Genomic DNA, 22,684 nt, shown 5'->3' with positions numbered 1-22,684 from the left:
CCAATAGTGACGGCTTCGCGACGGGTGTATGACGAAACGTGTGGGAGCTGGCCGCCTCGGTCTTAAGCGGGGACCGTGCCTGCGCGGTAGAGGGCCGTTCGGGGTCCGCAGGCCAGCTCTCAACGACTTCCCCCAATGTCGACAAGTGCGTCAGCGGCCAGTCCATCGGCCGCTGGCGAGTCGGCGCCGCGCGTCCGGTGCAGCCCGCAACATATAGACCCAGGCGTCGAAGGTTTCGCCGCCGGCGAGCCGCACCTGGCGGATGGTGCGGTCGTACTCGTTGTGATCGGCGCCGTGCACATAGCCCTCGTACTCGTCCAGCCACCTGAGCGCTGCGTGCGGATTGGAAAGCAGCACCGCTTCACCGTGCACGATGTCGTCGATGTCGTTGCTCGGCGCGGCGCCGGGATAGCGGCCGAGATCGTAGAGGCGCGCCTGCGGCAGCGAGGCGGGGCCGAGGCCGTCGGACTGGCGCGCCAGGCGCAGGCGCTGTGCGCGGCCAAGGACACTGCGCGCGCCGCTCATCAGCGTGCCGTAGACGAACAGGTAGCGGCAGTCGGGGTCAGTCATAACTTTGGAGCCTTCGGCACACGTTACGCTGGGTCCCGGGTCGTCGCTCGGCTGGCGCCTCGCTGGCCCGGGATGACAGTGTGAACTCGCTCTCTTACTGTTATCCTGGAAGGCGAAGCGAAGCTGAGCCTATCTGGGAAGGGGCCGGCTATGCCACGGGTGTACGCGTACTTCGTCCACATTCTTGCGAGCAAGCGCAATGGTACTCTTTACGTGGGCGTCACGAGCGATCTTTACGGCCGCATGGTCGAACATCGGGATGGCCTCATCCCTGGCTTCACAAAGCACCACGGTGTCAAGACGCTTGTCTACTTCGAAGCATGACGACGTGGACGAAGCCATCCGCCGCGAGAAGCGTATTAAGCGCTGGCGGCGTGCCTGGAAGCTCGCGCTGATCGAGCAGCGCAATCCGCAATGGCGTGATCTCTGGCTCGACCTCACCACGTAACCTCCGTCATCCCGGCCGCGGGAGCGGAGCGACCGCAGAGCCGGGACCCAGCATAAGAATCGCCGAAGGCTCATAAGGGTCTTCGACGCAATTTGCGCTGGATGGGGCGCAAGGAGCGTATAACATTACCCCGTGATTTTGGTGAAGTCGGCGACGTTCAAGGTGGCGGCGCGGATCTGCGACAGGAGGCGCAGGCGGTTCTTGCGCAGCTGGGGATCGTCGGCGTTGACCGTCACCTTGTCGAAAAAGGCATCGACCGGCGCGCGCAGCTCGGCGAGGGCGCGCATGGAGCCGGCGAAGTTCTCCACATTGAGCGCGGCGACGGTGTCCTGCTTCACGCTCTCGATTGCGGCGGCGAGTGCTAGCTCCTCCTTCTCCTGCAGGAGGGCGACCTCGTAGTCGCCGGCGTAGCTCACCTTGTCCCTCTTCTCCTCGATAGTGAGGATGCTCTGCGCGCGCTTGACGCCGGCCAGCAGGTTGGCGCCGTCATCGGTCTTCAGGAACTCGGTCAGCGCCTCGACGCGCTTGACGATGAGCGCCAGGTCGTCCTGACCGGGCAGCGAGAAGATGGCATCGATGAGGTCGTGGCGCGCGCCCTTGTCGCGCAGGTACACCTTCAGCCGCTCGGCGAAGAACGCGAGCAGGTCCACTGAGTTTGGTGATACCTGCCGTCCATTCCAATCTGTGAACGTTCGAACTTCGCCGTGAACTATGTCCCCACCACTCTTGCGCTTCTTTTCAAGCGCGACATCACTGATCGACTTCAGTACCAGTTCTGCTGCCTTCTCGATTTCGTCGATTAGCGGCAGGCGCAGGTCGTTGTCGATGACGAGGCGGATGACGCCCAATGCGGCACGGCGAAGCTGGTAGGGATCGCCCGAGCCGGTCGGCTTCTCGCCGATGGCCCAGAACCCGACGAGGGTGTCGAGCTTGTCGGCGAGCGCTACGGCGACGGCCGCGCCGTCGCCCTCGCTCTCCAGCGGCACGCTGTCAGCCGGACCCTTCGGCTTGTAGTGCAGCTCGATGGCGCGCGCGATCTCCGGGCTCATGTGCTCGGCTTCCGCGTAATATCGGCCCATCAGGCCCTGCAGCTCGGGGAACTCGCCGACCATGCCGGAGACGAGGTCGGCCTTCGACAATTCGCCCGCGCGCAAGGCGAGCGCGGCCTCGCACAGCTCTTCGAACCTGGCGATCTCGGCGGCGAGCTCCTTGATGCGCTCGGTGCGCTCGAACTGGGTGCCGAGCTTCTCGTGGAAGGTGACACCCTTCAGTTCATCGCGCATGACGTCGAGCTTCTTCTTGAGGTCCTGCTCCCAGAAGAACTTGGCATCGGAAAGCCGCGCCGCGATCACCTTCTCGTTGCCGGCAATAATGGTCTTGCCGCCGTCCTTGGCCTTCAAGTTGGAGACGAGCAAGAAGTTATTGGCGAGCTTCTTGCCGTGGCGCAGGGAGAAGCACTTCTGGTGGGTCTTCATCGCGCTGGTCAGGCACTCAGCCGGCACCTCGAGGAACGATTTGTCGAAAGCGCCCATGAGCACCGTCGGCCACTCGGTGAGGCCGGCGTTCTCAACGGCCAGCGCATCGTCCTCGACGAGGGTGAGATGAGCTTCCTTGGCGAGCGCGTGCGCGCCCTCGTTGATCTGCGAAGCGCGCGTCGCCGCATCGAGGATCACCTTGTGTGCTTTCAGCTGCTTCTCGTAGTCGGCGAATCCCGTCACCTTGAACGGCTCATTGCCCATGAAGCGATGCCCGCGCGTCTGGTTGCCGGCCTTGATGCCGGCGATCTCGAACGGCACCACCTTGCCGTCGAGCAGCAGCACGATCGAATGCAGCGGACGGATCCAGCGCAGCTCCGAGCCGTTGTCGAGATGAGCGTTGAAGCGCATCGTCTTCGGCCAGGGGAAATTGAGGATCGTCTCGCGCAAGATCTCGTTGACGATCTCGCCGGCGGAGCGCCCCGGCTTGTCGATGCGCGCGATGTAATAGTCGCCCTTCTTCTCGTCCTTGACGACCTCGGCGTCCTTCAGCGAGGCGAGCCCCGCTGCCTTGAGGAAGCCCTGCACTGCCTGCTCCGGCGCGCCGACGCGCGGGCCTTTGCGCTCCTCCGAGGTGGCGGGGGATTTCTTCGGCACGCCGTCGATGACCAGCGCCAGGCGGCGCGGCGTGGCGAAGGCGCGCGCCTCGCCCACCTCGAGCCCGCGCGCTTTCAGGCCGTCCACCATCAGGCGGCGCAGGTCTTCCGCCGCGCGCGTCTGCAGGCGGGCGGGAATCTCTTCGGAGAACAGCTCGAGCAAGAGCTCAGACATAGGTCATCTCAGGCTTCGAATTGGGAGGCGCACTCATACGTGATCGGGCCATGACTGTCATCCCGGAAGCCGTCATGGCGAAGCGTCACGGCGCAGCCGTGCTCCGCACGGACCTCCGCATGGACGCGCCAGCGGAGGCTATCCGGGACCAGCACAATAAGCGTCAAAGACGCAAGAATGGGCCTGCGGCATTCCTCTGCTGGGTCCCGGGTCGCGCTCGGCTACGGCCTCGCTTGCCCGGGATGACAGCTGCGGGAAGCTAGCCGATGCGGGCGTGCAGGCCGAGGTCGTAGTCGGTGATGGCGAACGCGGCACGCTCGGGCTCGATGACCATCGGCACGATGGAGATGATGATGTCGCTCGCCGCGCTCGCCGTCTGCATCAGGTTGAGCATCAGCAGGCCATTGGGTGCGGCGAGAAAGTCGTGGAAGAACATGAAGGCACTTTTGTCATCGACATCGAAACGGCCCACCGCCCAGGCGGCGAGGCGCTGCGACTCTTCCGGGTGCAGCACGTAGATGGCGATCTTCTGCAGCGGGCCGGCGAAGGGACGCAGCGCCTCGCCGAGGGCACGGTTCTCGATGTCGCGAACCTCCAGGCGTGCCTCGAGCTTGAACAGCGGGACGGAACGGCCCGGGCTCTCGCGCCAGATGCGCGAGGTCCACGACGTAAGGCGCGGCTTGATGGCCAGCGCCTTGTCCTGCGGGGGGGCCTCGCTGCCGGTGTAGGGCGCGAGCTGCATCCCTCAGGGCGCCGGAGTGATGACGGGCGTCTGCGTGGGGGCGCTGCCGAGGATCAGATTGGCGATGTCGGCGAGGGCGCCGGTCGAGCCGAGATATCCAAGGCCGGCGACAACCAGCGCCAGGACAAACCAGAAGATCGACCGTTGCCGTCCCCAGAAGGCGATGTAGGCGATGAGCAGTGCCGGAATGCCGATGATGAGCGCGCCGATAATTGTTGGGTCCATCATGCGCCGCCTCCCGTGGTTTGCAGCCATGCCGCGCAGCAGGCCTTGGCCAGCTCGCGCACGCGTAAGATATAGCTCTGCCGCTCGGTAACGGAAATGACCCCGCGCGCGTCCAAGAGGTTGAACAGGTGCGAGGCCTTGATGCACTGGTCGTAGGCCGGCAGGGCCAGCAAATGGCGCCCCACCGGCATTACGCCCTTGTCGAGCAGCGCCATGCACTCCTTCTCGGCGTCGTTGAAGTGGGCCAATAGCAGACCCGTGTCGGCGTGCTCGAAGTTGAAGCGCGAATACTCCTGCTCGGCCTGCAGAAACACCTCGCCGTAGGAGAGCTTGCGCGCGTCGGTGCGCCCGTTGAACGACAGGTCGAACACCCGGTCGACGCCCTGCACGTACATGGCGAGGCGTTCCAGGCCGTAGGTGATCTCGGCCGAGACAACCTCGCAATCGAAGCCGCCGACCTGCTGGAAATAGGTGAACTGCGTCACCTCCATGCCGTCGCACCACACCTCCCAGCCGAGGCCCCAGGCGCCCAGCGTCGGGCTCTCCCAGTCGTCCTCGACGAAGCGGATGTCGTGCAGCTCGGGGACGAGACCGATGCGGCGCAGGCTCTCGAGGTAGAGGTCCTGCATGTCGACGGGCGCCGGCTTCATGATCACCTGCAGCTGGTAGTAGTGCTGCAGGCGGTTGGGGTTCTCGCCGTAGCGCCCGTCCTTGGGGCGGCGCGAGGGCTGCACGTAGCAGGCGTTCCACGGCTTGGGGCCGAGGGCGCGCAGCGTCGTCGCCGGGTGGAAGGTGCCGGCGCCGACCTCCATGTCGTAGGGCTGCAGGATGACGCAGCCCTGCTCGGCCCAGAAGCGCTGCAGGGCGAAGATCAGGTCCTGGAACGACTTTTTTGGGTGTAGCGGCGCCACCTCGACGGCGCTTGGGCGGGACTTTGCGGCTTCGGTGGTCGGCATGGCGTGACGCCCCTCTTCGGATCGGGGCGCACTATACGCAGCGGAAACTCCCTGTCACGTCGCAATAAGTGCTGCGAGGCAGGCGCTCAGTTCAGCGGAACGTTGAGCGTGCCCTGCAGGGTGTAGCCCGAGTAGTCGTCGGATCCGACGCCGTCCCAGGAGGCGAGGCCGCGCAGGTACCATCCACTCGTCGTAATGACGTTGAGGCCACCTTCGAGCCGGCCCCAGAAGTCGCCGGGGCCGACGACGAAGCCGTCGACGATGGCGACGTTGGGGTTGTCGAAATCCCACACGCCCTTGATGGCCGCGAACGGCTCGATGAACGTGTCGGCCGAGTGCGCGAAGCGGTAGCCGATCTCGGGGCCAAACTGCAGCCGTCCGAGTGAGACGTCCTGGCCGGCGATGAAAGTCCCGGCCGAGTTGGTGAAGGCGTCCTGACTCTCCTCGACGTAGGCGAGCTCCGCTGACGGTGTGAAGCGCCAGGCGTCGTAGAGCCAGTTGCCGGCAAGCGTGCCCTTCACCAGCCAGCGCGAGGTGTCGAAGCCGCCGGTGGTGGTGCCGAGGGTGAGGTCGTTGGACGAACGTCCCCAGGCGGCGCGCAGATCAAAGTAGATGTTCTCGTGCACTTGCATCGACAGGTACGGCCCGATCATCCAGTCCGTTGCCGTCGACCTTGGAGGCGAGCACGGAAGAGTCGTCGTTCGACCAGTCGAACTGCACCAGCGCGCCGACGATCATGTTCTTGGCCACGCGATAGTCGCCGCCGACGTAGAGCACGCCAACGTGGCCGTCGCGGTCGAGGTTGCCGTTATCATCGTCGAAGGCCGAGTAGCGGCCTTCCACCCAGATGTCCCACGGTGACGTTGTTTCGTAGACGAGCGGCAGCGATCCGCCGTCGCCGGCGCCGAGCGCCATGCGGTCCTTACTCATCTGCGCTTGCGCCGTCTTTCGGCGAAGCTGCGACAGGCTGTGCGAGAACTGAATGCTCTTGCCGCCGGTGGTATCGACCGTGTCACCAAGGTCGTTCGCGCCGAGGCCCATGGCATTGCCGAGCCCCGCTCCGAGCCCCATGGCGCTGCCGAACGCGGCGGCATTGCTGGCGACGTTCGTCGCGCCGTTGGCTGCGCTGGCGACATTCACCGGCACCGACACATGCGAGCGATTGAGCAGGCTCGTGCTGCCAGGATTGTTGAGCAGGATGCCGTTGATGCGCGAGACGAGGAAGCCTTTGGTCACCCCCTGCGAGGCATCCGCACCGGACGGCGTCGGAGTCGGCGTCGCGCAGGTCGCAGTGATCGTGAGCGTTGCACCTGACTGATAGATGGAAAAAAAGGTCACGAGAGTCGTGTCGCCGTTGTTTCCCGTGACGGTGTAGCTCACCTGCTGTGGGGAGCTCGTTAGGTGGACGACAAGCAGCTGCGTGCTAAGTCCTGCATTGTACAGCTCGAAGTCCGAGGTGTTGCCGTTACCGGTGACGGTGAAATGGATCGTATCACCGACGCTGAAGCCAGAGATTTGCCGCTGCAGGCCCGGAGTCGTCGAACTCGACACGTTGAACAGGCCGAAGTTGTCGACCGCATTGCAGCCCTGGGCAGGGGCCGCCCAGGCGGCGCTCGATCCGGCCAGCAGCAAAGCTATTGCGATGATGGGGATAAGAAGGCGGCGCGTGCTCGCGTGGTGCCGAAGCGTGGTCAGAATCCCCTCCTGCGGTCGCGCTGTGGTTATCCCGCAGCTTCCGACACCCTCACGCGCGAGCACTTGCGAAGAGCGTCCAGAAATCCCATCGTCGATTCGGGTGCAATTGGACAGGTGTCACCAACGTGAGCACAACTTGGCGTTGCCTTCCAGGCACGCTTTTCTGATCCACGTCAACGTGCGGGGCAAAGAGGCGTCCGTTCGCACCAACAAGAGGAGCCTATAGACCGCGCGAGGGCGGGGCGCCGAAGGTCAAGCGAAAGGCGCGGGAGAAGTGCGCCTGATCGGCGAAACCGGCGGCGTGCGCGGCAGCGGTGAGGCTGCTGCCTCCGTGGGCGACCTCGCGGATGGCCGCGCGCAAGCGATGCCAGCCGCGATAGCGCCGGAACGGCACGCCCACCTCGCGGGTGAAGAGATGCTGGAAGCGCGAGGCCGACAGCCCAGCGGCAGTGGCCGCTTGCGTCGTCGACAACGCATCGGCTGCGCGGCTTTGCATCGCCTCGACGGCACGCGCCACGCGCTCGTCCATCTGCCGCCGAGCGCGGCGCTGCGCGAAGCCGACGATATCGCCCATGCTCGCACGTAGGTCTTCCGTGTCAGGGCGTAGCTCGAAGTGGCTGCGCAGCGGCGAGGCATCGCTGCTGCCGACGATCGCGCCGCTCACATCCTCTCCCCCGGCGACCAGCGCGGCGAGCGCATCGGCGCCCGCGATATTGGGCTCGAGGTAGAACACGCCAAGGGGTTCGCCGCCGACGTCGAACTCGTATGGCGTGCCGGCGCGGATGACGGCGCTGCGGCACGTGAGCCAACGGCTACCGGCGATGCACAGGCGGAAGGTGCCGTAGAGGCCGGCGAGATAGACGGCGGTGCTGTGGGCGTGCGGCGCGTTGTGGTGGAGCGGCCCGGCGAAGGTGGCCCAGCCGGCATCGACGTGCCACAGCGAGCCGCGGAGGGTGCACTCCTTCGTAGCACGTTCGTTCAAGCGACCCGACACGGTCATCCATTACCTCAAGGGTAAGCGAGAGCAGCCAAGCTTGCAGAGGACCAGCGACGTGGCAACGGAACAGATTGGCAGCGCATACGTGATGCCGGGCGACGGCGCCGGCTTGACCCGCCGCCACATGCTGGCCTCGGCCGCCGCACTGGCGGCGGTGCCGCTGGCGGCAGCACTGCCGCCGGCAGCGCACGCCGCCAGCCCCATGCAGGGCACCAGCAGGCCGAGCTGGGCTCGCTTCAAGCTCGGCGCCTTCGAGCTGACCATGCTGGCCGATTCTGACGCCTTTATTGACGGACCGTACCCGATCATCGGCGCCAACGCAGCGCAGACGGAGGTCGAGCAGCTGATGCGCGACAATCTATTGCCGCCGGCCAAGTATCAGCCGGGCTTCACACCCATGCTGCTCAACACTGGCAAGGAGCTGCTGATCTTCGACACGGGCAATGGAAGCAACGGCTTCGTGCCGCGCCCACAGGGCGGGTGGCTGGCGAGACAGCTCGTCGCCGCGGGTTTCAAGCCGGAGCAGATCGATGTCGTCGTGCTGTCACACGGGCATTCCGACCACGTGGGCGGCATCATGGAAGTGGGAAAGCCACTCTTCCCCAATGCACGCTACGTGATCGCCGCGACCGAGTACGACTTCTGGTCGCCGCGGAACAAACTGCCGGCCGAGTTGGAGAAGTACGCCGGGCCGTTTCGCTCCAACCTCGTGCCGCTCGCCGACAAAGTCAGCTTCATCAAGCCGGGCGACGATGTCGTGGCGGGCGTGCGCTCGCTGGCGGCACCGGGCCATACGCCAGGGCATATTGCCTTCATCATCGAGAGCCTCGACAAGAGCCTGCTGTTCTGGGGTGACTGCGCGCACCATCACGTCGCCTCGCTGGCGCGGCCCGACTGGGACTGCGTGTTCGACGTCGACAAGAGGCAGGGTGCTGAAACGCGCAAGAAGATCTACGACATGGCAGCAAGCGAGCGCCTGCCCGTTGCCGGCTACCACATGCCGTTTCCGTCGATCGGCTATGTCGAGCGCCTGGATGGGGGTGGCTACCGCTGGCTCGCCCACACCTACCAGCTCAATCTGTAGGATCGCGCGGGCGGCGGGCTATTTCTTCTTCTGCTTCGCGAGCTTGTCGCGCTCAGCGAGAAGCTCATCGAGCTTGGCCTGCTGGTCGGCGATGCGATCGGCAATGCGGCTTTCGTCGGCGGCACCGGAATAGGCGGCGGCCTGCTCGACGAGCTCACGCAGATTATCGCGCAGGATGGCAATGCGGTTATCGAGCTCGGCGAGCACTGGATCGACGGCGGGCATAGATTTCCTCTTGATGGGTTGAGGAGGGGAAGAGCTGTCGCGGGTCAGGCGTTGCGCCCATCGCTCGGTCGATAGACGCCGGCCTCCGCATCCCATTCGAGAGAGCCGAGATCCTTGGGAACCGACTGGAGCGGATTGTTGCGGCTCATCTGCTCGTGCGCAGCGCGCGTAGCGGCGGCGGCACGAGCCATTTCCTTGGCCAGCCATTTCATGCCGGCGAGGAGGCCGGCTCCGATGAGCACCGCGGCGACGACCTGGGGCATCGACGACACTCCCTCTCAAGCGCGCTGCCGAATGCGCGGATTACAGCCCGAACCGCGACCACAGCGCCCGAGCCTCCACAGCGGATATCAGATCCTCGGCAAAGGCAAGACGGGCGCCTGTTAATTCCTGGTAACCCGTGGCCGTCGGCGAGCGCCGCAAGCGGCCCAAAAGGCCGCCCCTCTCGAGCGGCACGACCTTGAGGCGAACCTTGTCGCCATAGATTTCACGCATCTTGGAGCGCACGTCCGAGATGCCGTCGATGAGGCCCAGCTCCAGCGCCTTGGGGCCGGACCAGAAGGCGCCGGAGAACAGCTCGCCATCGGTGCCCGAGAGGCGCCCGGCGCGGCGCTCCTTGACGATGCCGATGAACACGTCGTGCACGTCGCGCTGCACGCTCTTGATGCGCTCGACGTCCTCGGCTCGCTCAGGGCGGAATGGATCGAGCGCGTCCTTACGATCACCGGCGGTGTAGACGCGGCGCTGGATGCCGAGCTTTTCGATCGCCTTGTCGAAACCGAAGCCCGAGAAGATGACGCCGATCGATCCGACGATCGAGGATGGATCGGCGTAGATCTCGTCACCCGCCAGCGCCAGGTAATAGCCGCCGGAGGCGGCGATATCCTCGCAGAATGTGTAGACCGTCTTCTGCTTCTCCTCGGCGAGCTGGCGGATGCGCCGGAAGAGCAGGCTCGACTGCACGGCCGACCCGCCCGGCGAGTTGATGACGATGGCCACGGCGGGGCACCTCGACAGCTCGAACGCCTTCTCGATGCCGCTAGCGGCATGAGCGATCGACAGGCCGGGACGTAATGGCGTCACCATGCCGATCGGGCCGGAAAAGCGCAGTATGGGAACTACGGGACCTTGGCCAAAGAACCACATGCGGAAGGCCTCGCTGATAGCCTGCTGATCGGATGGAGCGGAACTTTTAGGGCATCGGCGCCACCCCGGCTAGGGTGGCCCAAGAGGTCCCGATCATGCCGAGGCTATCATCGGCAGAGGGGCGCCATTGCGAAGGATTTCCTGCGCCGCAGGCGTGAAGGCATTCCCCCCCTCTTGGTGCAATATGAAGCCCGGGAGAACCTGCAGCGGCGCCCGGCTCCCCTTTATGCCCTGCACAAGCACCCGGTGCGCGGCGGCGCCCCGGCGCGGGTAGAGTGGCAGGACTTTCAGGGCGCCGAAGCGCGGGTCGAGGGCCGCAAGTACGCGCCTCAACGCCTCGGCCTTATGGATGATGGTCGCCTCTCCGCCGGGTGCCGCCATGCGCGCCATAAAACGCGCCCAGCGCTCCAGCTCCTCCTCATCCATGGAATGTGCGCCGGCCTTCAAGTCATCGGTTGCGCGCGTCCCGGCCCCCACATCGTGATACGGCGGATTGGCAATTACGTGCCCGAAGCTTTCCTCGACGAGACCCTGCGCTCGCAGCTCAGCCACCCCGGCGCCAACAGCGGCGGTGATGACGCGCACGCGATCCTGAAGGCCGTTGCGGCGGATGTTCTCCGCCGCCAGTTCGGCAAGCTTCGGCTCCTTCTCCAGCAGCACCACCTCGGCGCCAGGCAAGCGGCGGGCGAGACACAACCCGGCCGTGCCAACGCCTGCCCCGATGTCGAGCACGCGCAGCGGACGGCTCGCATCGGCAGTCACGGCAGCGGCCAGCATCACCGCGTCGAGCCCGGCCCGGTAACCATTGCGCAACTGCAGGATGTTGAGCGCCCCGCCGAGGAAAGCGTCATCCGTCACCTCAGACCGGTCCTGAGCTGTCATGCCCGCACCATGGCGCTCATCCAAGGGCTAAGCACAGCGCGGCGATAAGGCGGGTGACGCCGAGCAGCCGGCGGCGCTGAATTTGGGTTGCAGGACGCACCGTCACGACCGTACCATCCATTGACCGAGGTCGGCCTCGATGAGCAATCGACGGGCGGCCTCCCAGCTTTCCTCGGGCACGGCGAGCCGCTGGGCGACGGCACCGAGCGTGCCCTGCACGGTGCTCATGTTGCCGTCGAACACTGCGGCTTCAATGCCGGCATCCTCCAACAGCACCATGAGGTAGCTGAGAAGCACGGGGTCGTTGGTCGTCACCAGATCACGCATAGCACCAAGGTAAACGGGACTAGGGGCCTACCGCAAAGTTTGCTTGGTATTCGCCCCCGCCACAACGCTATACCAACCAAAACAAATATGAGCTCCGGAAAATGCCCTTGGGACAAGTCATACCGTTCGACACCGCCCGCAGCGCCCCGGAAAGCCTGCAGCCGCTGCTCGACCTCGTCGCCGGCGACATGGAATCGATCAACCGCATCATCCTCGACAAGCACGTGTCGGACGTCGAGCTGATCCCGGAGCTCGCCCACCACCTCATCGATTCGGGTGGCAAGCGGCTGCGGCCGATGCTGGCGCTGGCCTCCTGCAAGCTGTGCGACTATCCGGGCACGCGGCACATCCACGTCGCGAGCGCGATCGAGTTCATGCATACGGCGACGTTGCTGCATGACGACGTGGTCGACGAGAGCGGCCTGAGGCGCGGCAAGCAGACAGCGCGCATGCTGTGGGGCAACCAGGCGAGCGTGCTGGTCGGCGACTTCCTGCTCGGCCAGGCATTTCGCATGCTGGTCGATGTCGGCTCCCTACCTGTCTTGAAGATCCTGTCCAACGCCGCAGCGGTGATCGCCGAGGGCGAGGTGATGCAGCTCGCCGCCGCCAACAATACGACGACCACCGAGGACGAGTACCTCGCCATCATCAACGCCAAGACGGCAGCGCTATTCTCGGCCGCGGCTGAAGTAGGCGCCGCCATCGCCAACCGACCGGCGGCGCAGCAGACGGCGCTGAAGTCCTATGGGCGCAATCTCGGCCTCGCTTTCCAGCTCGTCGACGACGCGCTCGACTATTCCGGCGATAGCGCCAACCTCGGCAAGGCGATCGGCGACGACTTCCGCGAGGGCAAGATCACGTTGCCAGTCATTCTTTCGTTCCGCCGCGGCTCGGAGGAGGAGCGCCGCTTCTGGAAGCGCACCATCGCCGATGGGGAGCTCAAGGAAGGCGACCTCGAACGCGCCGTGGCGCTGATGCGACAGCACAAGGCGCTGGAGGCCACGTTGGAGCGGGCCCGCGCTTACGGGGTGATCGCCCACGATGCCCTGGCGATCTTCCCCGACCGACCGGAAAAGGCGGCGATGCAGGACGTGATCGCGTTCTGCGTGCATCGCACACACTGAAAAAATCAACGCCGCGGCTGCCCATATTGCCCGGCGATGGCCGGCAGCCTAGGATTCGGCGCCTCGCAGACAGATGATCGGGGAAACACCGGTGCCGTCGCTTCAGCACTTCGTCACACGTATGCCCGGCCGCAGCGGCTGGCTCGTCGCGGCTTGTTGCATCGCGCTTGCCGGAGCCGCCGTCACCGCGCAATCGGCGCCGCAGCAGCAGCCTGGCATCGTCCTCGTCAAGCTCGGCATCGGCGACATGAGCAAGGCCGAGCAGGCCAACCTGTGGAAGCTCGTCGACGAGTATGCCACGGTCGACGCGCTACAGGAATTCTGCGGCACCAAGCTCAACTTACAGCGGCGCGCCTGGCTGGCAGTCAGTGCGTGCGTCGATCCGGCTTCCCTGCGCAAGGTGTTCGCTAAGTTCCGCACCAAGAAGGGCGAGTATCTCAAGCAGTGGGAGACGCTGCACGGTCAGCCCGAGGCCAAGAAGGCCGTGTGCGAGCGCTTCAAGACGAAACTCGGCGAATACTCGAAGATCATGAGCGGGCAAATCAACGAGGCTGCCACCGCCTGCCGCAACTGCTTCTTCTGCTAGCCGCGAGACGACTCCACAGTCTCAGCGACGACGAACGCCAGTCTCGGTCAGGATGGTGCACACCCTCTCGTACTTAAGTACAGGGGCATCCGCAATTCCTTGTTCCTCTTCGAAAATGAGTGCCGCGGATCGGTCGCCAGCCCGGTCACGCCGTTGCCGATAAACATATTGTTCACCGCGATTGCTTCATCTCATTTCTCTCGCTGTAGCAGATATTCGACCTCCCTCGATGGGCAATCCATATTCATGAGCATCGCCGCCATTCGCTTCGCCCGGCCTCAGACCGCCCCTTCCCAGAACCAACACGCTGCCGCTGAAATCGGCGAACGGGGCAGCCGCCTTGGAATTGAAATCGCCGATATCGCCGGGATCATCGAGGATCTGGGCGCACTCGGCGATGAGCAGATCGAACGCTTGAGGGCCGTCGTTGCCTCTGTTCGCGGGACGAGCAGGACAAATGCTTTGCTCGCCCAATCGATGCAGGAAGCGCGGAGCTCGGCGGAACAAACGCGAAAGGTCTTGAGCGACAGCTCTCAATCGGTCGCCACTTCGCTCACGACGGCGATCGAGAACATGCAGCAGCTCAGCGAGGGCGTGTTCGGCTTTGTAAGCTCGCTGGAAAAGGTCCGTGCAACGATTGCAGAGGTGCAAAAGGCGAGCGCTGCGATGCGCTCTTTCATCCAAGAGACGCAGATGCTCGCACTCAACGCCGGCGTGGAAGCGGCGAGGGCGGGCGCTGCTGGCCGCGGCTTTGCTATTATCGGGGCACGCGTAAAGTCGCTAGCCGACGAGATCGGCACGTTCGGCACACGAAATGAAGTGAATCTCACCGCGCTGCAAAGCACAATCGACGAGCTCAGCGCATCCGCATCGAAGAGTGCCGCAACGGCGCAGTCGGCTCTGGAGGTGTCCGGCCGAGCCTCCCAATCAGCCCGCACCATCCAGTCGCTGGCGCAGAGCGTGCAGATTCTCACTGAGAACATTGAGGCGATGACCGGTCCGGTCAATCAGAATATCGGCGACATCGCCAAGGTACGCGACGATCTCAAAGGCCTTGTCGAGATCGCCAACAAAGCCGACAGCATGCTTTCCGTGGCGCACACGCGTGCCGAAGCCATTCTCGGCATCAGCGAAGATTTCATCCTCTTCGTCTCAGAGAGCGGGATCGAAACGGCGGACAGCCCCATCATTGCGCTGTGCCGGAACGCCGCCGGCGAGATGGCCGCATTGTTCGAAGGCGCGATCGATAATGGCCAGATCAGCCTCGCTGACCTCTTCGACGAAGCCTACCGCCCCATACGCGGCACTGATCCCCAACAAGTGCAGACACGCTTCACGGAGTTCACCGACCGTCACCTGCCCCAGATTCAAGAGCCCATCCTGACCAAGAACCAACGCATCGTCTTTTGCGCCGCAGTTGATCGCAACGGTTACCTGCCGACCCACAACTTGCGCTATTCCAAGCCGCAAGGCGGCGATCCCGTGTGGAACACGGCCAATTGCCGTAATCGGCGCATCTTCAATGATCGTACCGGCCTCGCGGCTGCGCAGAGCACGCGCTCCTTCCTCATGCAGACGTATCGCCGTGACATGGGCGGAAAGTTCGTGCTCATGCGGGACGTCTCGGCCCCGATCCTGGTCAAGGGGCAGCACTGGGGCGCCTTGCGCATCGGATTCGCCGCCTAGCCTGGATCAATCGCCGATGACCGTGGCAACGATCCACCAATCGGGATGGCGCGCGCGCAGCTTCGCGGCCGCCGCGCCCGCCAGTGCCGCATCGGCGAAGATCCCGTAGCTGGTCGGGCCGGCGCCGGAAAGGCTGGCGTACAGGCAGTCGGGAAGCGCAGCGAGCGCTGCCTCCGCTGCGGCGCTGGCCGGCATGGCCGCGTGCGCCGCCTCACGCAGGTCGTTGCCGAAACCGCGCATGTAGGCGATCAGGGCCGCTGCATCTGGGAAATCAGGAAGCGGCGCGGGCGGATGGGCGGGCCCAGCCGGCGGCACCGAGAGCCGCGCGAAAACCTGCTTCGTTTTGCCCAGCGGCGCCCCCGGCGGGCACACCAGAACCGCAGCAAGGCGCGGCAGGTTAGCGGTGGGCTCGACATGCTCACCGACGCCCCACACGAGCGCGCTGCGGTCGGCGAGGCAGACCGAAACGTCAGCACCCAGCGCGGCCGCGACGGCGCCCCAGTCGACGGTGCTCGCCGGATTGCACCGGCGCACGGCGCGCAGCACCGCGGCGGCATCGGCCGAGCCGCCGCCGATACCGGCGGCAATGGGCAGCTGCTTCTGCACTTCGACACGGCCCAGGATCAGTTGCGGGTCGGCGGCGGCGAGGCGTTCGAGCGCGACATCGACAAGATTACCGCCGGTGATGGCCGCGTGAGGCCCCGACATGTGCACGCCGCGCTCCGACCCCGGCACAAAGCGCACCTCGTCGCCGACATCGGCAAAGACGATGAGGCTTTCGAGTGCATGGTAGCCGTCGGCGCGGCGGCCGAGGACGCGAAGCGTCAGGTTGATCTTGGCGCGCGCGCGCTCGGTGATAAACGCCATGGTCTCAGCTCAAGCGAAACGGCCCCGACGAGATGCTGTCCGGGGCCGCTTCCTCATAACGATGACAGTTGCTTTAGGCTACTCAACCAGCGCCGGGTTGAGCTTCGTTTCCTTGCGCCGCTTCTGGTGCACCCGCCGCATCGTCTCGCGCGGGCCGGCGCGCGCCTCCACGCTCGGTGGCAGGCCTTCGGCGAGCTTCTTCTTGATCTTCTCGACCTCTTCCGGCTCCGGATCGAGGGTGAGCGCCTGATCCCACTGGAACTTCGCTTCGCGCTCGCGGCCGACGCGCCACAAGGCATCACCGAGATGGTCGTTAAGGACGGGGTCCTGCGGCTTTAGCTCGACGGCGCGCTCCAGAAAACGCACGGCCTCGGCGTAGTTGCCGAGCTTGAAGTGCGCCCAGCCGAGGCTGTCGACGATGTAGCCGTCGTCCGGCTTCAGGGCGACGGCCTTTTCAATCAATGCCATGCCTTGCTTGAGATTGCGGTTCTGATCGACCCAGCTGTAGCCGAGGTAGTTGAGCGCCAACGGCTGATCCGGGAACAGCTCGAGCGCCTTCCGCAGATCGGCCTCGGCTGCCGGCCAGTTCTTCAGCCGCTCATAGCAAGTGCCGCGGGAATAGAAGATGCTCCAGTGCCGCTTATCCGGCTTGGGAATGAGCTTCATGGCCTGCGTATAGACCTCGGCCGCCTCCGCGTAGCGCTTGCGCGCGCGCAGGATGTTGCCGAGTGCGTCGAGCGGCTTCAGATCGTCGGGGCTCTGCTTGACCAGGCGGTCTAAGATCGCCTTGGCCTCGTCGACCTTTTCCAGCGAATTGAGATCGAATGCCTTGCGGATGTCGATCGCCGACTGCAGGGCCGTGCCCGGTGGAATGCGGTCGTAGGCATCGATGGCATCCTGGTAGCGCTGGCCCGTTTCGTAGGCGCTGGCCAGGGCCGCAAGCGCGAAGGCGTGATCCGGCTTGGCGTAGAGGGCGAGCTGCAAGTAGAGGACGCCCATGCTGAGGCCGCCCTCGCTCGTCAGGGCTTCGCCCAGACCGTAGAACACCTCGGCCATGCCTTCGACGGGAGTGGTGATGAGCAGCTCCGTCTTCTTGTCGGGGCCAATGGCGTCGCGCAGCTCGCGCACCAGCACGTGTGGATCGGACTGTGCGCGCTCACTCTGCGCGTCGAGGATTTCCTTGGCGCGCTTGAAGTTGCCCTCGTGCGCGGCATGGCGGGCGAAGGCGAGCGCGATGCGCAGCGTGGTGGCGTCCTGGCGCATCGAATGCTCGTAGGCCACCTGCGCCTCCTGCGGGCGCCCCATGACGTCGGCGATGAGCGCCTTGTGATAGTTGAGATAGAACTGCGCCCACTCGGCCTGTTTCGGCATTTCGAGCAGCTTTAGGGCGCGCTGCGCATTGCCGGCGGCGGCTGCTGCCCAGGCGCGGGCGAGCGCGCTCGTCAGCTCGCCGATGGGGCCATCGCTAGCCTTGCGGAACTCCTCGTCCGCCTTCTGGTAATCACCGCCCTTGAAGCTGTCGAGGCCGAGCAGGAGATGCGCCATGCGGTTCTCGGCGTCCTTGGCGACGAGCTGCCGGGCGAGCGGCACGGCGCGATCCCAGTGCCCCTCGGCCGCCTCCGTCTGGAAGGCCTGCTCCAGGAGCACTGCGTTGGACGGGTCGAGCGCCAGTGCGCTGCGGTAGAAGGCGGCAGCGCTGTTGTTGTCGTTCGACCCCTTGGCGAGGTTGGCGGCGAGATAGCTGCCGAGCAGCGAATGGGAGTCAGAATCGGTGGTAAACTCGTTCGCAGCTTGCGATGCGCTGAGGCTGGCGGTGAACATGCCGATGGCGGTTGCCGTTGAGTGCAACAGCTTGCGAAGGCTGGACCGCATTCAAACTCATCCTTCTTGCAGGCATGGGGCTGATTCCCGCAGCGCCTTACCGTAGCAAATAACGCGGCGATTTGGCGACATGGGCATGCTGGGTAACGTTGAATCTGCAAATTCCTGCGGCGCCGCATTCACGCCCCGCAGCAACCGCTAGCCCCCTCACATTCCGGCGTAATTCGGCCCGCCGCCGCCCTCGGGGCAGACCCAGGTGATGTTCTGGCTCGGATCCTTGATATCGCAGGTTTTGCAGTGGACACAATTCTGAGCGTTGATCTGGAAACGCGGATCACCGCCCGGCTCGGCCACGATCTCGTACACGGCCGCGGGGCAGTAGCGCTGCGCGGGCTCGGCGAATTCGGGCAGATTGATGGCCACGGGCACAGCCGCATCGGCGAGCTTGAGGTGAACCGGCTGGTTCTCCTCGTGGTTGGTGCCGGAGAACGAGACGTTGGTGAGCCGGTCGAAGGTGAGAACGCCATCGGGCTTCGGATAGGTGATCGGCTTGGCATTCTGGGCGCGCTTCAAGGTGGCATAGTCCGGCTTGCGGTGCTTCAGCGTGAAGCCGAGGCCGCCCGGAATGATGGTGTTGAGCCACATGTCGAGGCCGCCGAGCGCGATGCCGAGATAGGTGCCGAAGCGCGACCACAGCGGCTTGGCATTGCGCACAGGCTTCAAATCGCGGGCAATGTCGCCTGAGCGTGCCGCTTCCTCGTAGGCCTCGAGCCGATCGTGCGCGCGCCCCTCGGCAATCGCCGCAAACGCCGCTGCCGCCCCGGCGATGCCCGACAGCACGGCGTTGTGGCTGCCCTTGATGCGGGGCACGTTCATGAAGCCGGCCGCGCAGCCGAGTAGCGCGCCGCCCGGGAAAGTGAGCTGCGGGATGGATTGCCAGCCGCCCTCGGTTATCGCCCGGGCGCCATAGCCGATGCGTTTGCCACCCTCGAACGTCGAGCGGATCGCCGGATGCGTCTTGAAGCGCTGGAACTCCTCGTAGGGCGAGATGTACGGGTTCTCGTAGTTGAGGTGCAGAACGAAGCCGACGGAGACGAGATTGTCGCCGTAGTGGTAGAGGAACGAGCCGCCACCGGTGCGATCATCGAGCGGCCAGCCGAACGTGTGCTGCACCAACCCGGGCTGATGCTTTTCCGGCGCGACGCGCCACAGCTCCTTGATGCCGATGCCGTACTTCTGCGGATCGCGGCCGTCGGAGAGGCGGAATTGCTCGATAAGCTGTTTACTCAGCGAGCCGCGCGCGCCCTCGGCGAGGAACGTGTACTTGCCGCGCAACTCCATGCCGCGCACGAAGTTGTCGGTCGGCTGCCCGTCGCGGCCAACCCCCATGTCGCCGGTGGCAATGCCGACGACGGCACCCTCATCGTCGTAGAGAAGCTCGCTGGCCGCAAAGCCAGGATAAATCTCGACGCCGAGCTCGGTCGCCTGCTCGGCAAGCCATATGCACAAGGCGCCGAGGCTGATGATGTAGTTGCCGTGATTGCTCATCAACGGCGGCATGAAGATGTTCGGCAACCGCAGTGCCTTCTTCTCGGTGAGGAAGTAAAAGCGGTCGTCGCGCACCTCCGTCTCGACGGGAGCGCCCTTCTCTTTCCAGTCGGGGATGAGCCGGTTGAGGCCCTTGGGGTCTATGACGGCGCCGGAGAGTATGTGCGCACCGACCGCCGAGCCCTTCTCGACGACGACCACCGACAGCTCGCTGCCGGCCTCAGCCGCGAGCTGCTTCAGCCGGATGGCGGCCGCGAGACCTGCAGGCCCGGCTCCCACGATGACGACGTCGAACTCCATCGCCTCTCTGGGCGGCAGCTCGGCTGCGGTCTCGGCCATTTCTCGTGTCACCTCGTCGTGGGGCGCAAGTCTCAAATGCGTCTAAAGTGGTCGTAGGTCGCTAGTGTCCTTCAGATCGCGAAATTCGTCTCACTATGCGGCAAGGTTGGAACGAATTTCGCGATCTGAAGGACACTAGCCAACTTAGCTGATCTAGTGTGATTCAGATCGAGAAGTCCGCCTTTACTACCCGGCCGAGGGCGATGTGGCGGACTTCTCGATCATCACACTAGGGCGGCAGCGTCAAGCGCCGCGCGGCCGCAAGGATCCATTGGGAAAGGGGAAGCGCCGCCACCGCGCACGCTATGAGCCGGCGGCCTCCCGCTATATGGTTCGCGCCCATGAGCACTGACAGGCCGCAAGACGATGCGGGGCGCTTAGCCGCCGGGCGCATCCTCGCCTGGTACGAGGCAATGGGCGTCGACGCCGCGCTCGGCGAGGCGCCGGTCGACTGGTTGGCGCGCCCCGACGCGGCACCGGGCGCACGGTTCTCGCTGGCCTCCACTGCCGCAGCCCCAGCCACGCCAAACCGCGCCGCGCCGGTGCCAGCGCAGCCACGCCAGGGTTCTGCTCCACCCCCACCAATGGCCAGGCCGGCGCGGCAGTTCCCGGCGCGCGCAGCGGCCGCACCCGCGGGCGACGCGCGCCTCGACGTCGCGAGCGCGCGCAACCTCCACGAGTTGGGCGCCATGCTGGCATCCTTCGAGGGCTGCGGGCTGAAGGCAACGGCGAAGAACCTGTGCTTCTACCGCGGCGCCGAGCAAAGCCCGCTGATGATCATCGGCGAGGCGCCGGGGCGCGAGGAGGACCTCGAAGGCAAGCCGTTCGTCGGCCGCGCCGGGCAGCTGCTCGACAAGATGCTGGCCGCCATCGGCTTGACCGAGGATAAGGTGCACATCACCAACATCGTCTACTGGCGACCACCCGGCAACCGCACGCCGACGCCGCAGGAGGCGCTCGCCTGCCGTCCGTTCCTCGAGCGGCAAGTCGCCCTCGTCGCGCCCAAGGTGGTGCTGGCGCTCGGCGGTGCCGCGGCGAAACAGTTGTTCGACGTGGCCGACGGCATCATGCGCATTCGTGGAAAGTGGCGACAGTTGGAGATGGGTGGCCACAAGGCGCAGGCGATGGCAACGCTGCACCCCGCCTATCTCTTGCGCACGCCGGCGGCGAAGGGCATGGCTTGGCGCGACCTCCTCGCCGTCAAGGCGGCACTCAAGGCTTGAGCCGCATCGCAATAGCGAAGAACGAGAATGGCAAAGATCGACGAGAGCTTCTCATTCAAACCGCTGCGCATCGCGACGCTGACCGTGTCCGACACGCGCGACAAGGCTTCGGACAAGTCGGGCGATGTGCTCGAGCAGATGATCCGCGAGGCGGGTCACGCGCTCGTCAAGCGCGAGATCGTCACCGATGATCTGACGCAGATCCGTGCGCGGGTCGAAGGCTGGATCGCCGATCCCGGCATCGATGTCGTCATCACCACGGGAGGCACCGGATTTACCGGGCGCGATGTGACGCCGGATGCGGTGAAGCCGCTGTTCGAGAAGGAGATCGAGGGTTTCTCGGTCATCTTCCACATGCTCTCGTTCCAGAGCGTTGCGACCTCGACCATCCAGTCGCGCGCTTGCGGCGGCACGGCGAACGGCACCTACGTGTTCTGCCTGCCCGGCTCGCCCGGGGCCTGCAAGGACGCCTGGAACGGCATCCTCAAATGGCAGCTGGACAGCCGCCATCGGCCCTGCAATCTGGTCGATATCATGCCGCGCCTGAAGGAGACGCGCGGCTAAGCTCCGGCGCTGCTCAGAAGCTGGTGCGGCCACGCTCGATGGCGACAAGCTCGAGCGTCGCGTTGGTGCTCTCGAACACGGCAGCGGCTAGCTGGCCGGCGACGACGAGCGCCAGCCCGAGCACGACCGCCGGCGCACCGACGAGCACGCCGAGCGGTAGGCCGAAGAGAGCAACCGCCGCGAGCTGCCCGACGGAGCCGGCGCCGACCGCAAGCGCGATGCCGCTCAGGAGCATGAGCCAACCGATGCCGCTCAGCGCGTGGGCGACGAACTTGGCGACACGGAAGCGTGGCTGGAGTGGTGGCAAGTCCTCCTCGCCCTGGCCCTGCTGACGCGAGACGATCTGCGGCATGCCGGTGGGCGCCTGCTGCTGATCGGCAGCGTAGCCGCTCGGTGGCGCATGATTGGCGACGTTATAGACGCGCTGGCCGCCGACGGAGGGATTGGGTGGGGGCGCCGCTTGTGCGCTCTGCGGGCTCGCTGCGCCGGCTTCGCGACTGCGGGCGACGCGGGCCTCGCCCCAGCGCCATTCGGCAATGCGGAACAGGCCTTCGCGCGCTTCCTGCGCCTCGACTGTCGTCCCGTGTTGCTCGACGAGGTGACGGTAGAACTGGAGGGCATAGTCCATCTTGCCCTCGGCCTCGGCCCGCCGAGCCGCCTGCAACACCTGCACGGGCGTGAACTGCACCGATGTCTGCACCATAACGCGACCCCCTAACGCTCACTCGAGCGGTGCAAGGCTACCACTGTCAAATACGAATGTCCGCCCCACCATCGGCGGAATTCCTCAAAACCCGAAACTTTACTAACAATGGAGCCCGGCAAATTGACGCGGAGCTGGCTCCATTGGGTCGTTTCCTACAGGTCGTCAAGCGAGGCGATGCGCTCGACGTGCAGACCGGCGAAGCCGACCAGCGTCTCGGCGAGCGCACCGCTTCCCATCGCGCGCGGGCGCGGCTGCACTTCGACGAGCCAGTAGCCGCTGGCGCCGCGCGCCATGAGCGCGGCAGCGACATGCTCGACCTTGAATGCCGGCACCCCGTCGCCGACGATGAGCACCGGGCAGTCGAACGGCATATCGCTGATGCGCGGCAGGGCGCCGTTGTTGCCGGCGACTTTTTCGGCCGTGCCCTTGTCGATGCAGAGCAAGCGGCCGGAGGCGGCACGCCCTACGGGCTTATTCCGGCGCACAGGCGATGGCCGCGGCGGCAATGGCAGGGATGCAAGGCGAAGGGACGTGGCGGCCACAGCTTTTTACCCCCGTAAAAGCGCTGATCCAGGACTAAGTCACCTAAATCTAACGGCAAAATTACGACGGCGCGA

The 22,684-nt window shown here is 65.3% G+C and carries 24 protein-coding genes and 1 pseudogene; 7 read left to right on the top strand and 18 right to left on the bottom strand.

The features are described from left to right. Positions 1 to 150: 150 nt before the first annotated feature. The gene (locus F9K20_RS06945; protein WP_290999079.1) at positions 151 to 570 is read right to left on the bottom strand and encodes a gamma-glutamylcyclotransferase; all 420 of its coding nucleotides are present in this window, start codon (positions 568 to 570) and stop codon (positions 151 to 153) included. A gap of 150 nt (positions 571 to 720) precedes the next feature. On the opposite strand from F9K20_RS06945, the pseudogene F9K20_RS06940 reads away from it, so the two are divergent. Continuing rightward, a pseudogene (locus F9K20_RS06940) lies at positions 721 to 1,018 on the top strand (GIY-YIG nuclease family protein). A gap of 125 nt (positions 1,019 to 1,143) precedes the next feature. Here F9K20_RS06940 and glyS read toward each other — a convergent pair. From glyS to F9K20_RS06905, 7 genes are all read right to left on the bottom strand, one after another. Continuing rightward, positions 1,144 to 3,324 (bottom strand): glycine--tRNA ligase subunit beta, encoded by a 2,181-nt coding sequence (gene glyS, locus F9K20_RS06935; RefSeq protein ID WP_290999077.1) that lies wholly within the window; start codon positions 3,322 to 3,324, stop codon positions 1,144 to 1,146. 259 nt (positions 3,325 to 3,583) lie between these two features. Continuing rightward, on the bottom strand, positions 3,584 to 4,066 hold the full coding sequence (locus F9K20_RS06930; RefSeq protein WP_290999074.1) for a hypothetical protein: 483 nt from the start codon (positions 4,064 to 4,066) through the stop codon (positions 3,584 to 3,586). A gap of 3 nt (positions 4,067 to 4,069) precedes the next feature. Continuing rightward, the gene (locus F9K20_RS06925; protein WP_290999072.1) at positions 4,070 to 4,294 is read right to left on the bottom strand and encodes a hypothetical protein; all 225 of its coding nucleotides are present in this window, start codon (positions 4,292 to 4,294) and stop codon (positions 4,070 to 4,072) included. Beyond that, complete coding sequence (locus F9K20_RS06920; RefSeq protein WP_290999069.1) at positions 4,291 to 5,247, bottom strand: glycine--tRNA ligase subunit alpha; 957 nt, start codon at positions 5,245 to 5,247, stop codon at positions 4,291 to 4,293. Before F9K20_RS06920 ends, F9K20_RS06925 begins: the two co-directional genes overlap by 4 nt. Before the next feature lie 86 nt (positions 5,248 to 5,333). Then, positions 5,334 to 5,900, bottom strand: coding sequence for an autotransporter outer membrane beta-barrel domain-containing protein (locus F9K20_RS06915; protein ID WP_290999066.1), 567 nt, complete (start codon positions 5,898 to 5,900; stop codon positions 5,334 to 5,336). After that, on the bottom strand, positions 5,851 to 6,879 hold the full coding sequence (locus F9K20_RS06910; protein ID WP_290999063.1) for a hypothetical protein: 1,029 nt from the start codon (positions 6,877 to 6,879) through the stop codon (positions 5,851 to 5,853). The genes F9K20_RS06915 and F9K20_RS06910 overlap by 50 nt, the downstream gene beginning before the upstream one ends. 283 nt (positions 6,880 to 7,162) lie before the next feature. Further along, a complete protein-coding gene (locus F9K20_RS06905; protein WP_290999060.1) occupies positions 7,163 to 7,924 on the bottom strand; it encodes an AraC family transcriptional regulator in 762 nt (253 codons plus the stop codon). A 139-nt stretch (positions 7,925 to 8,063) separates the two neighbouring features. On the opposite strand from F9K20_RS06905, the gene F9K20_RS06900 reads away from it, so the two are divergent. Then, positions 8,064 to 9,023, top strand: a complete 960-nt coding sequence (locus F9K20_RS06900; RefSeq protein ID WP_290999478.1) for an MBL fold metallo-hydrolase — start codon at positions 8,064 to 8,066, stop codon at positions 9,021 to 9,023. An 18-nt stretch (positions 9,024 to 9,041) separates the two neighbouring features. Here the strand turns inward: F9K20_RS06900 and F9K20_RS06895 are convergent, their stop codons facing one another. The 5 genes from F9K20_RS06895 to F9K20_RS06875 form a co-directional block, all read right to left on the bottom strand. Then, complete coding sequence (locus F9K20_RS06895) at positions 9,042 to 9,248, bottom strand: hypothetical protein (RefSeq protein WP_290999057.1); 207 nt, start codon at positions 9,246 to 9,248, stop codon at positions 9,042 to 9,044. A gap of 44 nt (positions 9,249 to 9,292) precedes the next feature. Then, positions 9,293 to 9,511 carry a hypothetical protein gene (locus F9K20_RS06890; RefSeq protein ID WP_290999054.1) on the bottom strand — a complete coding sequence of 73 codons (219 nt, stop codon included), beginning with the start codon at positions 9,509 to 9,511 and terminating at the stop codon, positions 9,293 to 9,295. Between the two features lie 40 nt (positions 9,512 to 9,551). Beyond that, complete coding sequence (locus F9K20_RS06885) at positions 9,552 to 10,394, bottom strand: S49 family peptidase (protein ID WP_290999051.1); 843 nt, start codon at positions 10,392 to 10,394, stop codon at positions 9,552 to 9,554. 93 nt (positions 10,395 to 10,487) lie between these two features. Further along, positions 10,488 to 11,276 (bottom strand): methyltransferase, encoded by a 789-nt coding sequence (locus tag F9K20_RS06880; protein WP_290999048.1) that lies wholly within the window; start codon positions 11,274 to 11,276, stop codon positions 10,488 to 10,490. 102 nt (positions 11,277 to 11,378) lie between these two features. After that, positions 11,379 to 11,591, bottom strand: coding sequence for a DUF2007 domain-containing protein (locus tag F9K20_RS06875; RefSeq protein WP_290999046.1), 213 nt, complete (start codon positions 11,589 to 11,591; stop codon positions 11,379 to 11,381). 119 nt (positions 11,592 to 11,710) lie between these two features. On the opposite strand from F9K20_RS06875, the gene F9K20_RS06870 reads away from it, so the two are divergent. The 3 genes from F9K20_RS06870 (at position 11,711) to F9K20_RS06860 (ending at position 14,999) form a co-directional block, all read left to right on the top strand. Continuing rightward, positions 11,711 to 12,727, top strand: a complete 1,017-nt coding sequence (locus tag F9K20_RS06870) for a polyprenyl synthetase family protein (protein WP_290999043.1) — start codon at positions 11,711 to 11,713, stop codon at positions 12,725 to 12,727. A gap of 91 nt (positions 12,728 to 12,818) precedes the next feature. Further along, entirely contained in the window at positions 12,819 to 13,313 is a 495-nt protein-coding gene (locus F9K20_RS06865; protein WP_290999040.1) for a hypothetical protein, read from the top strand. Between the two features lie 519 nt (positions 13,314 to 13,832). After that, positions 13,833 to 14,999, top strand: a complete 1,167-nt coding sequence (locus tag F9K20_RS06860; RefSeq protein WP_290999038.1) for a methyl-accepting chemotaxis protein — start codon at positions 13,833 to 13,835, stop codon at positions 14,997 to 14,999. A gap of 6 nt (positions 15,000 to 15,005) precedes the next feature. Here the strand turns inward: F9K20_RS06860 and F9K20_RS06855 are convergent, their stop codons facing one another. The 3 genes from F9K20_RS06855 to F9K20_RS06845 form a co-directional block, all read right to left on the bottom strand. Further along, positions 15,006 to 15,866, bottom strand: a complete 861-nt coding sequence (locus F9K20_RS06855) for a 4-(cytidine 5'-diphospho)-2-C-methyl-D-erythritol kinase (RefSeq protein ID WP_290999036.1) — start codon at positions 15,864 to 15,866, stop codon at positions 15,006 to 15,008. A gap of 78 nt (positions 15,867 to 15,944) precedes the next feature. Further along, complete coding sequence (locus tag F9K20_RS06850; RefSeq protein ID WP_290999033.1) at positions 15,945 to 17,738, bottom strand: tetratricopeptide repeat protein; 1,794 nt, start codon at positions 17,736 to 17,738, stop codon at positions 15,945 to 15,947. Positions 17,739 to 17,894: 156 nt separating this feature from the next. After that, positions 17,895 to 19,574, bottom strand: a complete 1,680-nt coding sequence (locus tag F9K20_RS06845) for an electron transfer flavoprotein-ubiquinone oxidoreductase (protein WP_290999030.1) — start codon at positions 19,572 to 19,574, stop codon at positions 17,895 to 17,897. Positions 19,575 to 19,915: 341 nt separating this feature from the next. On the opposite strand from F9K20_RS06845, the gene F9K20_RS06840 reads away from it, so the two are divergent. Continuing rightward, on the top strand, positions 19,916 to 20,797 hold the full coding sequence (locus F9K20_RS06840) for a uracil-DNA glycosylase (protein WP_290999027.1): 882 nt from the start codon (positions 19,916 to 19,918) through the stop codon (positions 20,795 to 20,797). A gap of 27 nt (positions 20,798 to 20,824) precedes the next feature. After that, on the top strand, positions 20,825 to 21,361 hold the full coding sequence (moaB, locus tag F9K20_RS06835; protein ID WP_290999024.1) for a molybdenum cofactor biosynthesis protein B: 537 nt from the start codon (positions 20,825 to 20,827) through the stop codon (positions 21,359 to 21,361). A 13-nt stretch (positions 21,362 to 21,374) separates the two neighbouring features. Here moaB and F9K20_RS06830 read toward each other — a convergent pair whose 3' ends face one another. Both F9K20_RS06830 and F9K20_RS06825 read right to left on the bottom strand, forming a co-directional pair. Then, complete coding sequence (locus tag F9K20_RS06830; protein WP_290999022.1) at positions 21,375 to 22,064, bottom strand: hypothetical protein; 690 nt, start codon at positions 22,062 to 22,064, stop codon at positions 21,375 to 21,377. A 155-nt stretch (positions 22,065 to 22,219) separates the two neighbouring features. Beyond that, positions 22,220 to 22,552, bottom strand: coding sequence for a hypothetical protein (locus F9K20_RS06825; RefSeq protein WP_290999019.1), 333 nt, complete (start codon positions 22,550 to 22,552; stop codon positions 22,220 to 22,222). Between the last annotated feature and the right edge of the window lie 132 nt (positions 22,553 to 22,684).

Source organism: Hyphomicrobium sp. (assembly GCF_009026145.1).
Classification (GTDB): Bacteria; Pseudomonadota; Alphaproteobacteria; order Rhizobiales; family Hyphomicrobiaceae; genus Hyphomicrobium_A.
This window is presented reverse-complemented; position numbering and strand designations above follow the sequence as displayed.

What these genes read in the sequence shown, in the direction of transcription:
- F9K20_RS06915 (WP_290999066.1), bottom strand. Translation starts at nt 5,900, where the DNA reads ATGATCGGGCCGTACCTGTCGATGCAAGTGCACGAGAACATCTACTTT.
- F9K20_RS06850 (WP_290999033.1), bottom strand. Translation starts at nt 17,738, where the DNA reads ATGCGGTCCAGCCTTCGCAAGCTGTTGCACTCAACGGCAACCGCCATC.
- glyS (WP_290999077.1), bottom strand. Translation starts at nt 3,324, where the DNA reads ATGTCTGAGCTCTTGCTCGAGCTGTTCTCCGAAGAGATTCCCGCCCGC.
- F9K20_RS06885 (WP_290999051.1), bottom strand. Translation starts at nt 10,394, where the DNA reads ATGTGGTTCTTTGGCCAAGGTCCCGTAGTTCCCATACTGCGCTTTTCC.
- F9K20_RS06890 (WP_290999054.1), bottom strand. Translation starts at nt 9,511, where the DNA reads ATGCCCCAGGTCGTCGCCGCGGTGCTCATCGGAGCCGGCCTCCTCGCC.
- F9K20_RS06880 (WP_290999048.1), bottom strand. Translation starts at nt 11,276, where the DNA reads ATGACAGCTCAGGACCGGTCTGAGGTGACGGATGACGCTTTCCTCGGC.
- F9K20_RS06930 (WP_290999074.1), bottom strand. Translation starts at nt 4,066, where the DNA reads ATGCAGCTCGCGCCCTACACCGGCAGCGAGGCCCCCCCGCAGGACAAG.
- F9K20_RS06845 (WP_290999030.1), bottom strand. Translation starts at nt 19,574, where the DNA reads ATGGCCGAGACCGCAGCCGAGCTGCCGCCCAGAGAGGCGATGGAGTTC.
- F9K20_RS06830 (WP_290999022.1), bottom strand. Translation starts at nt 22,064, where the DNA reads ATGGTGCAGACATCGGTGCAGTTCACGCCCGTGCAGGTGTTGCAGGCG.
- F9K20_RS06900 (WP_290999478.1), top strand. Translation starts at nt 8,064, where the DNA reads ATGCTGGCCTCGGCCGCCGCACTGGCGGCGGTGCCGCTGGCGGCAGCA.
- F9K20_RS06895 (WP_290999057.1), bottom strand. Translation starts at nt 9,248, where the DNA reads ATGCCCGCCGTCGATCCAGTGCTCGCCGAGCTCGATAACCGCATTGCC.
- F9K20_RS06840 (WP_290999027.1), top strand. Translation starts at nt 19,916, where the DNA reads ATGAGCACTGACAGGCCGCAAGACGATGCGGGGCGCTTAGCCGCCGGG.
- F9K20_RS06945 (WP_290999079.1), bottom strand. Translation starts at nt 570, where the DNA reads ATGACTGACCCCGACTGCCGCTACCTGTTCGTCTACGGCACGCTGATG.
- moaB (WP_290999024.1), top strand. Translation starts at nt 20,825, where the DNA reads ATGGCAAAGATCGACGAGAGCTTCTCATTCAAACCGCTGCGCATCGCG.
- F9K20_RS06855 (WP_290999036.1), bottom strand. Translation starts at nt 15,866, where the DNA reads ATGGCGTTTATCACCGAGCGCGCGCGCGCCAAGATCAACCTGACGCTT.
- F9K20_RS06925 (WP_290999072.1), bottom strand. Translation starts at nt 4,294, where the DNA reads ATGATGGACCCAACAATTATCGGCGCGCTCATCATCGGCATTCCGGCA.
- F9K20_RS06920 (WP_290999069.1), bottom strand. Translation starts at nt 5,247, where the DNA reads ATGCCGACCACCGAAGCCGCAAAGTCCCGCCCAAGCGCCGTCGAGGTG.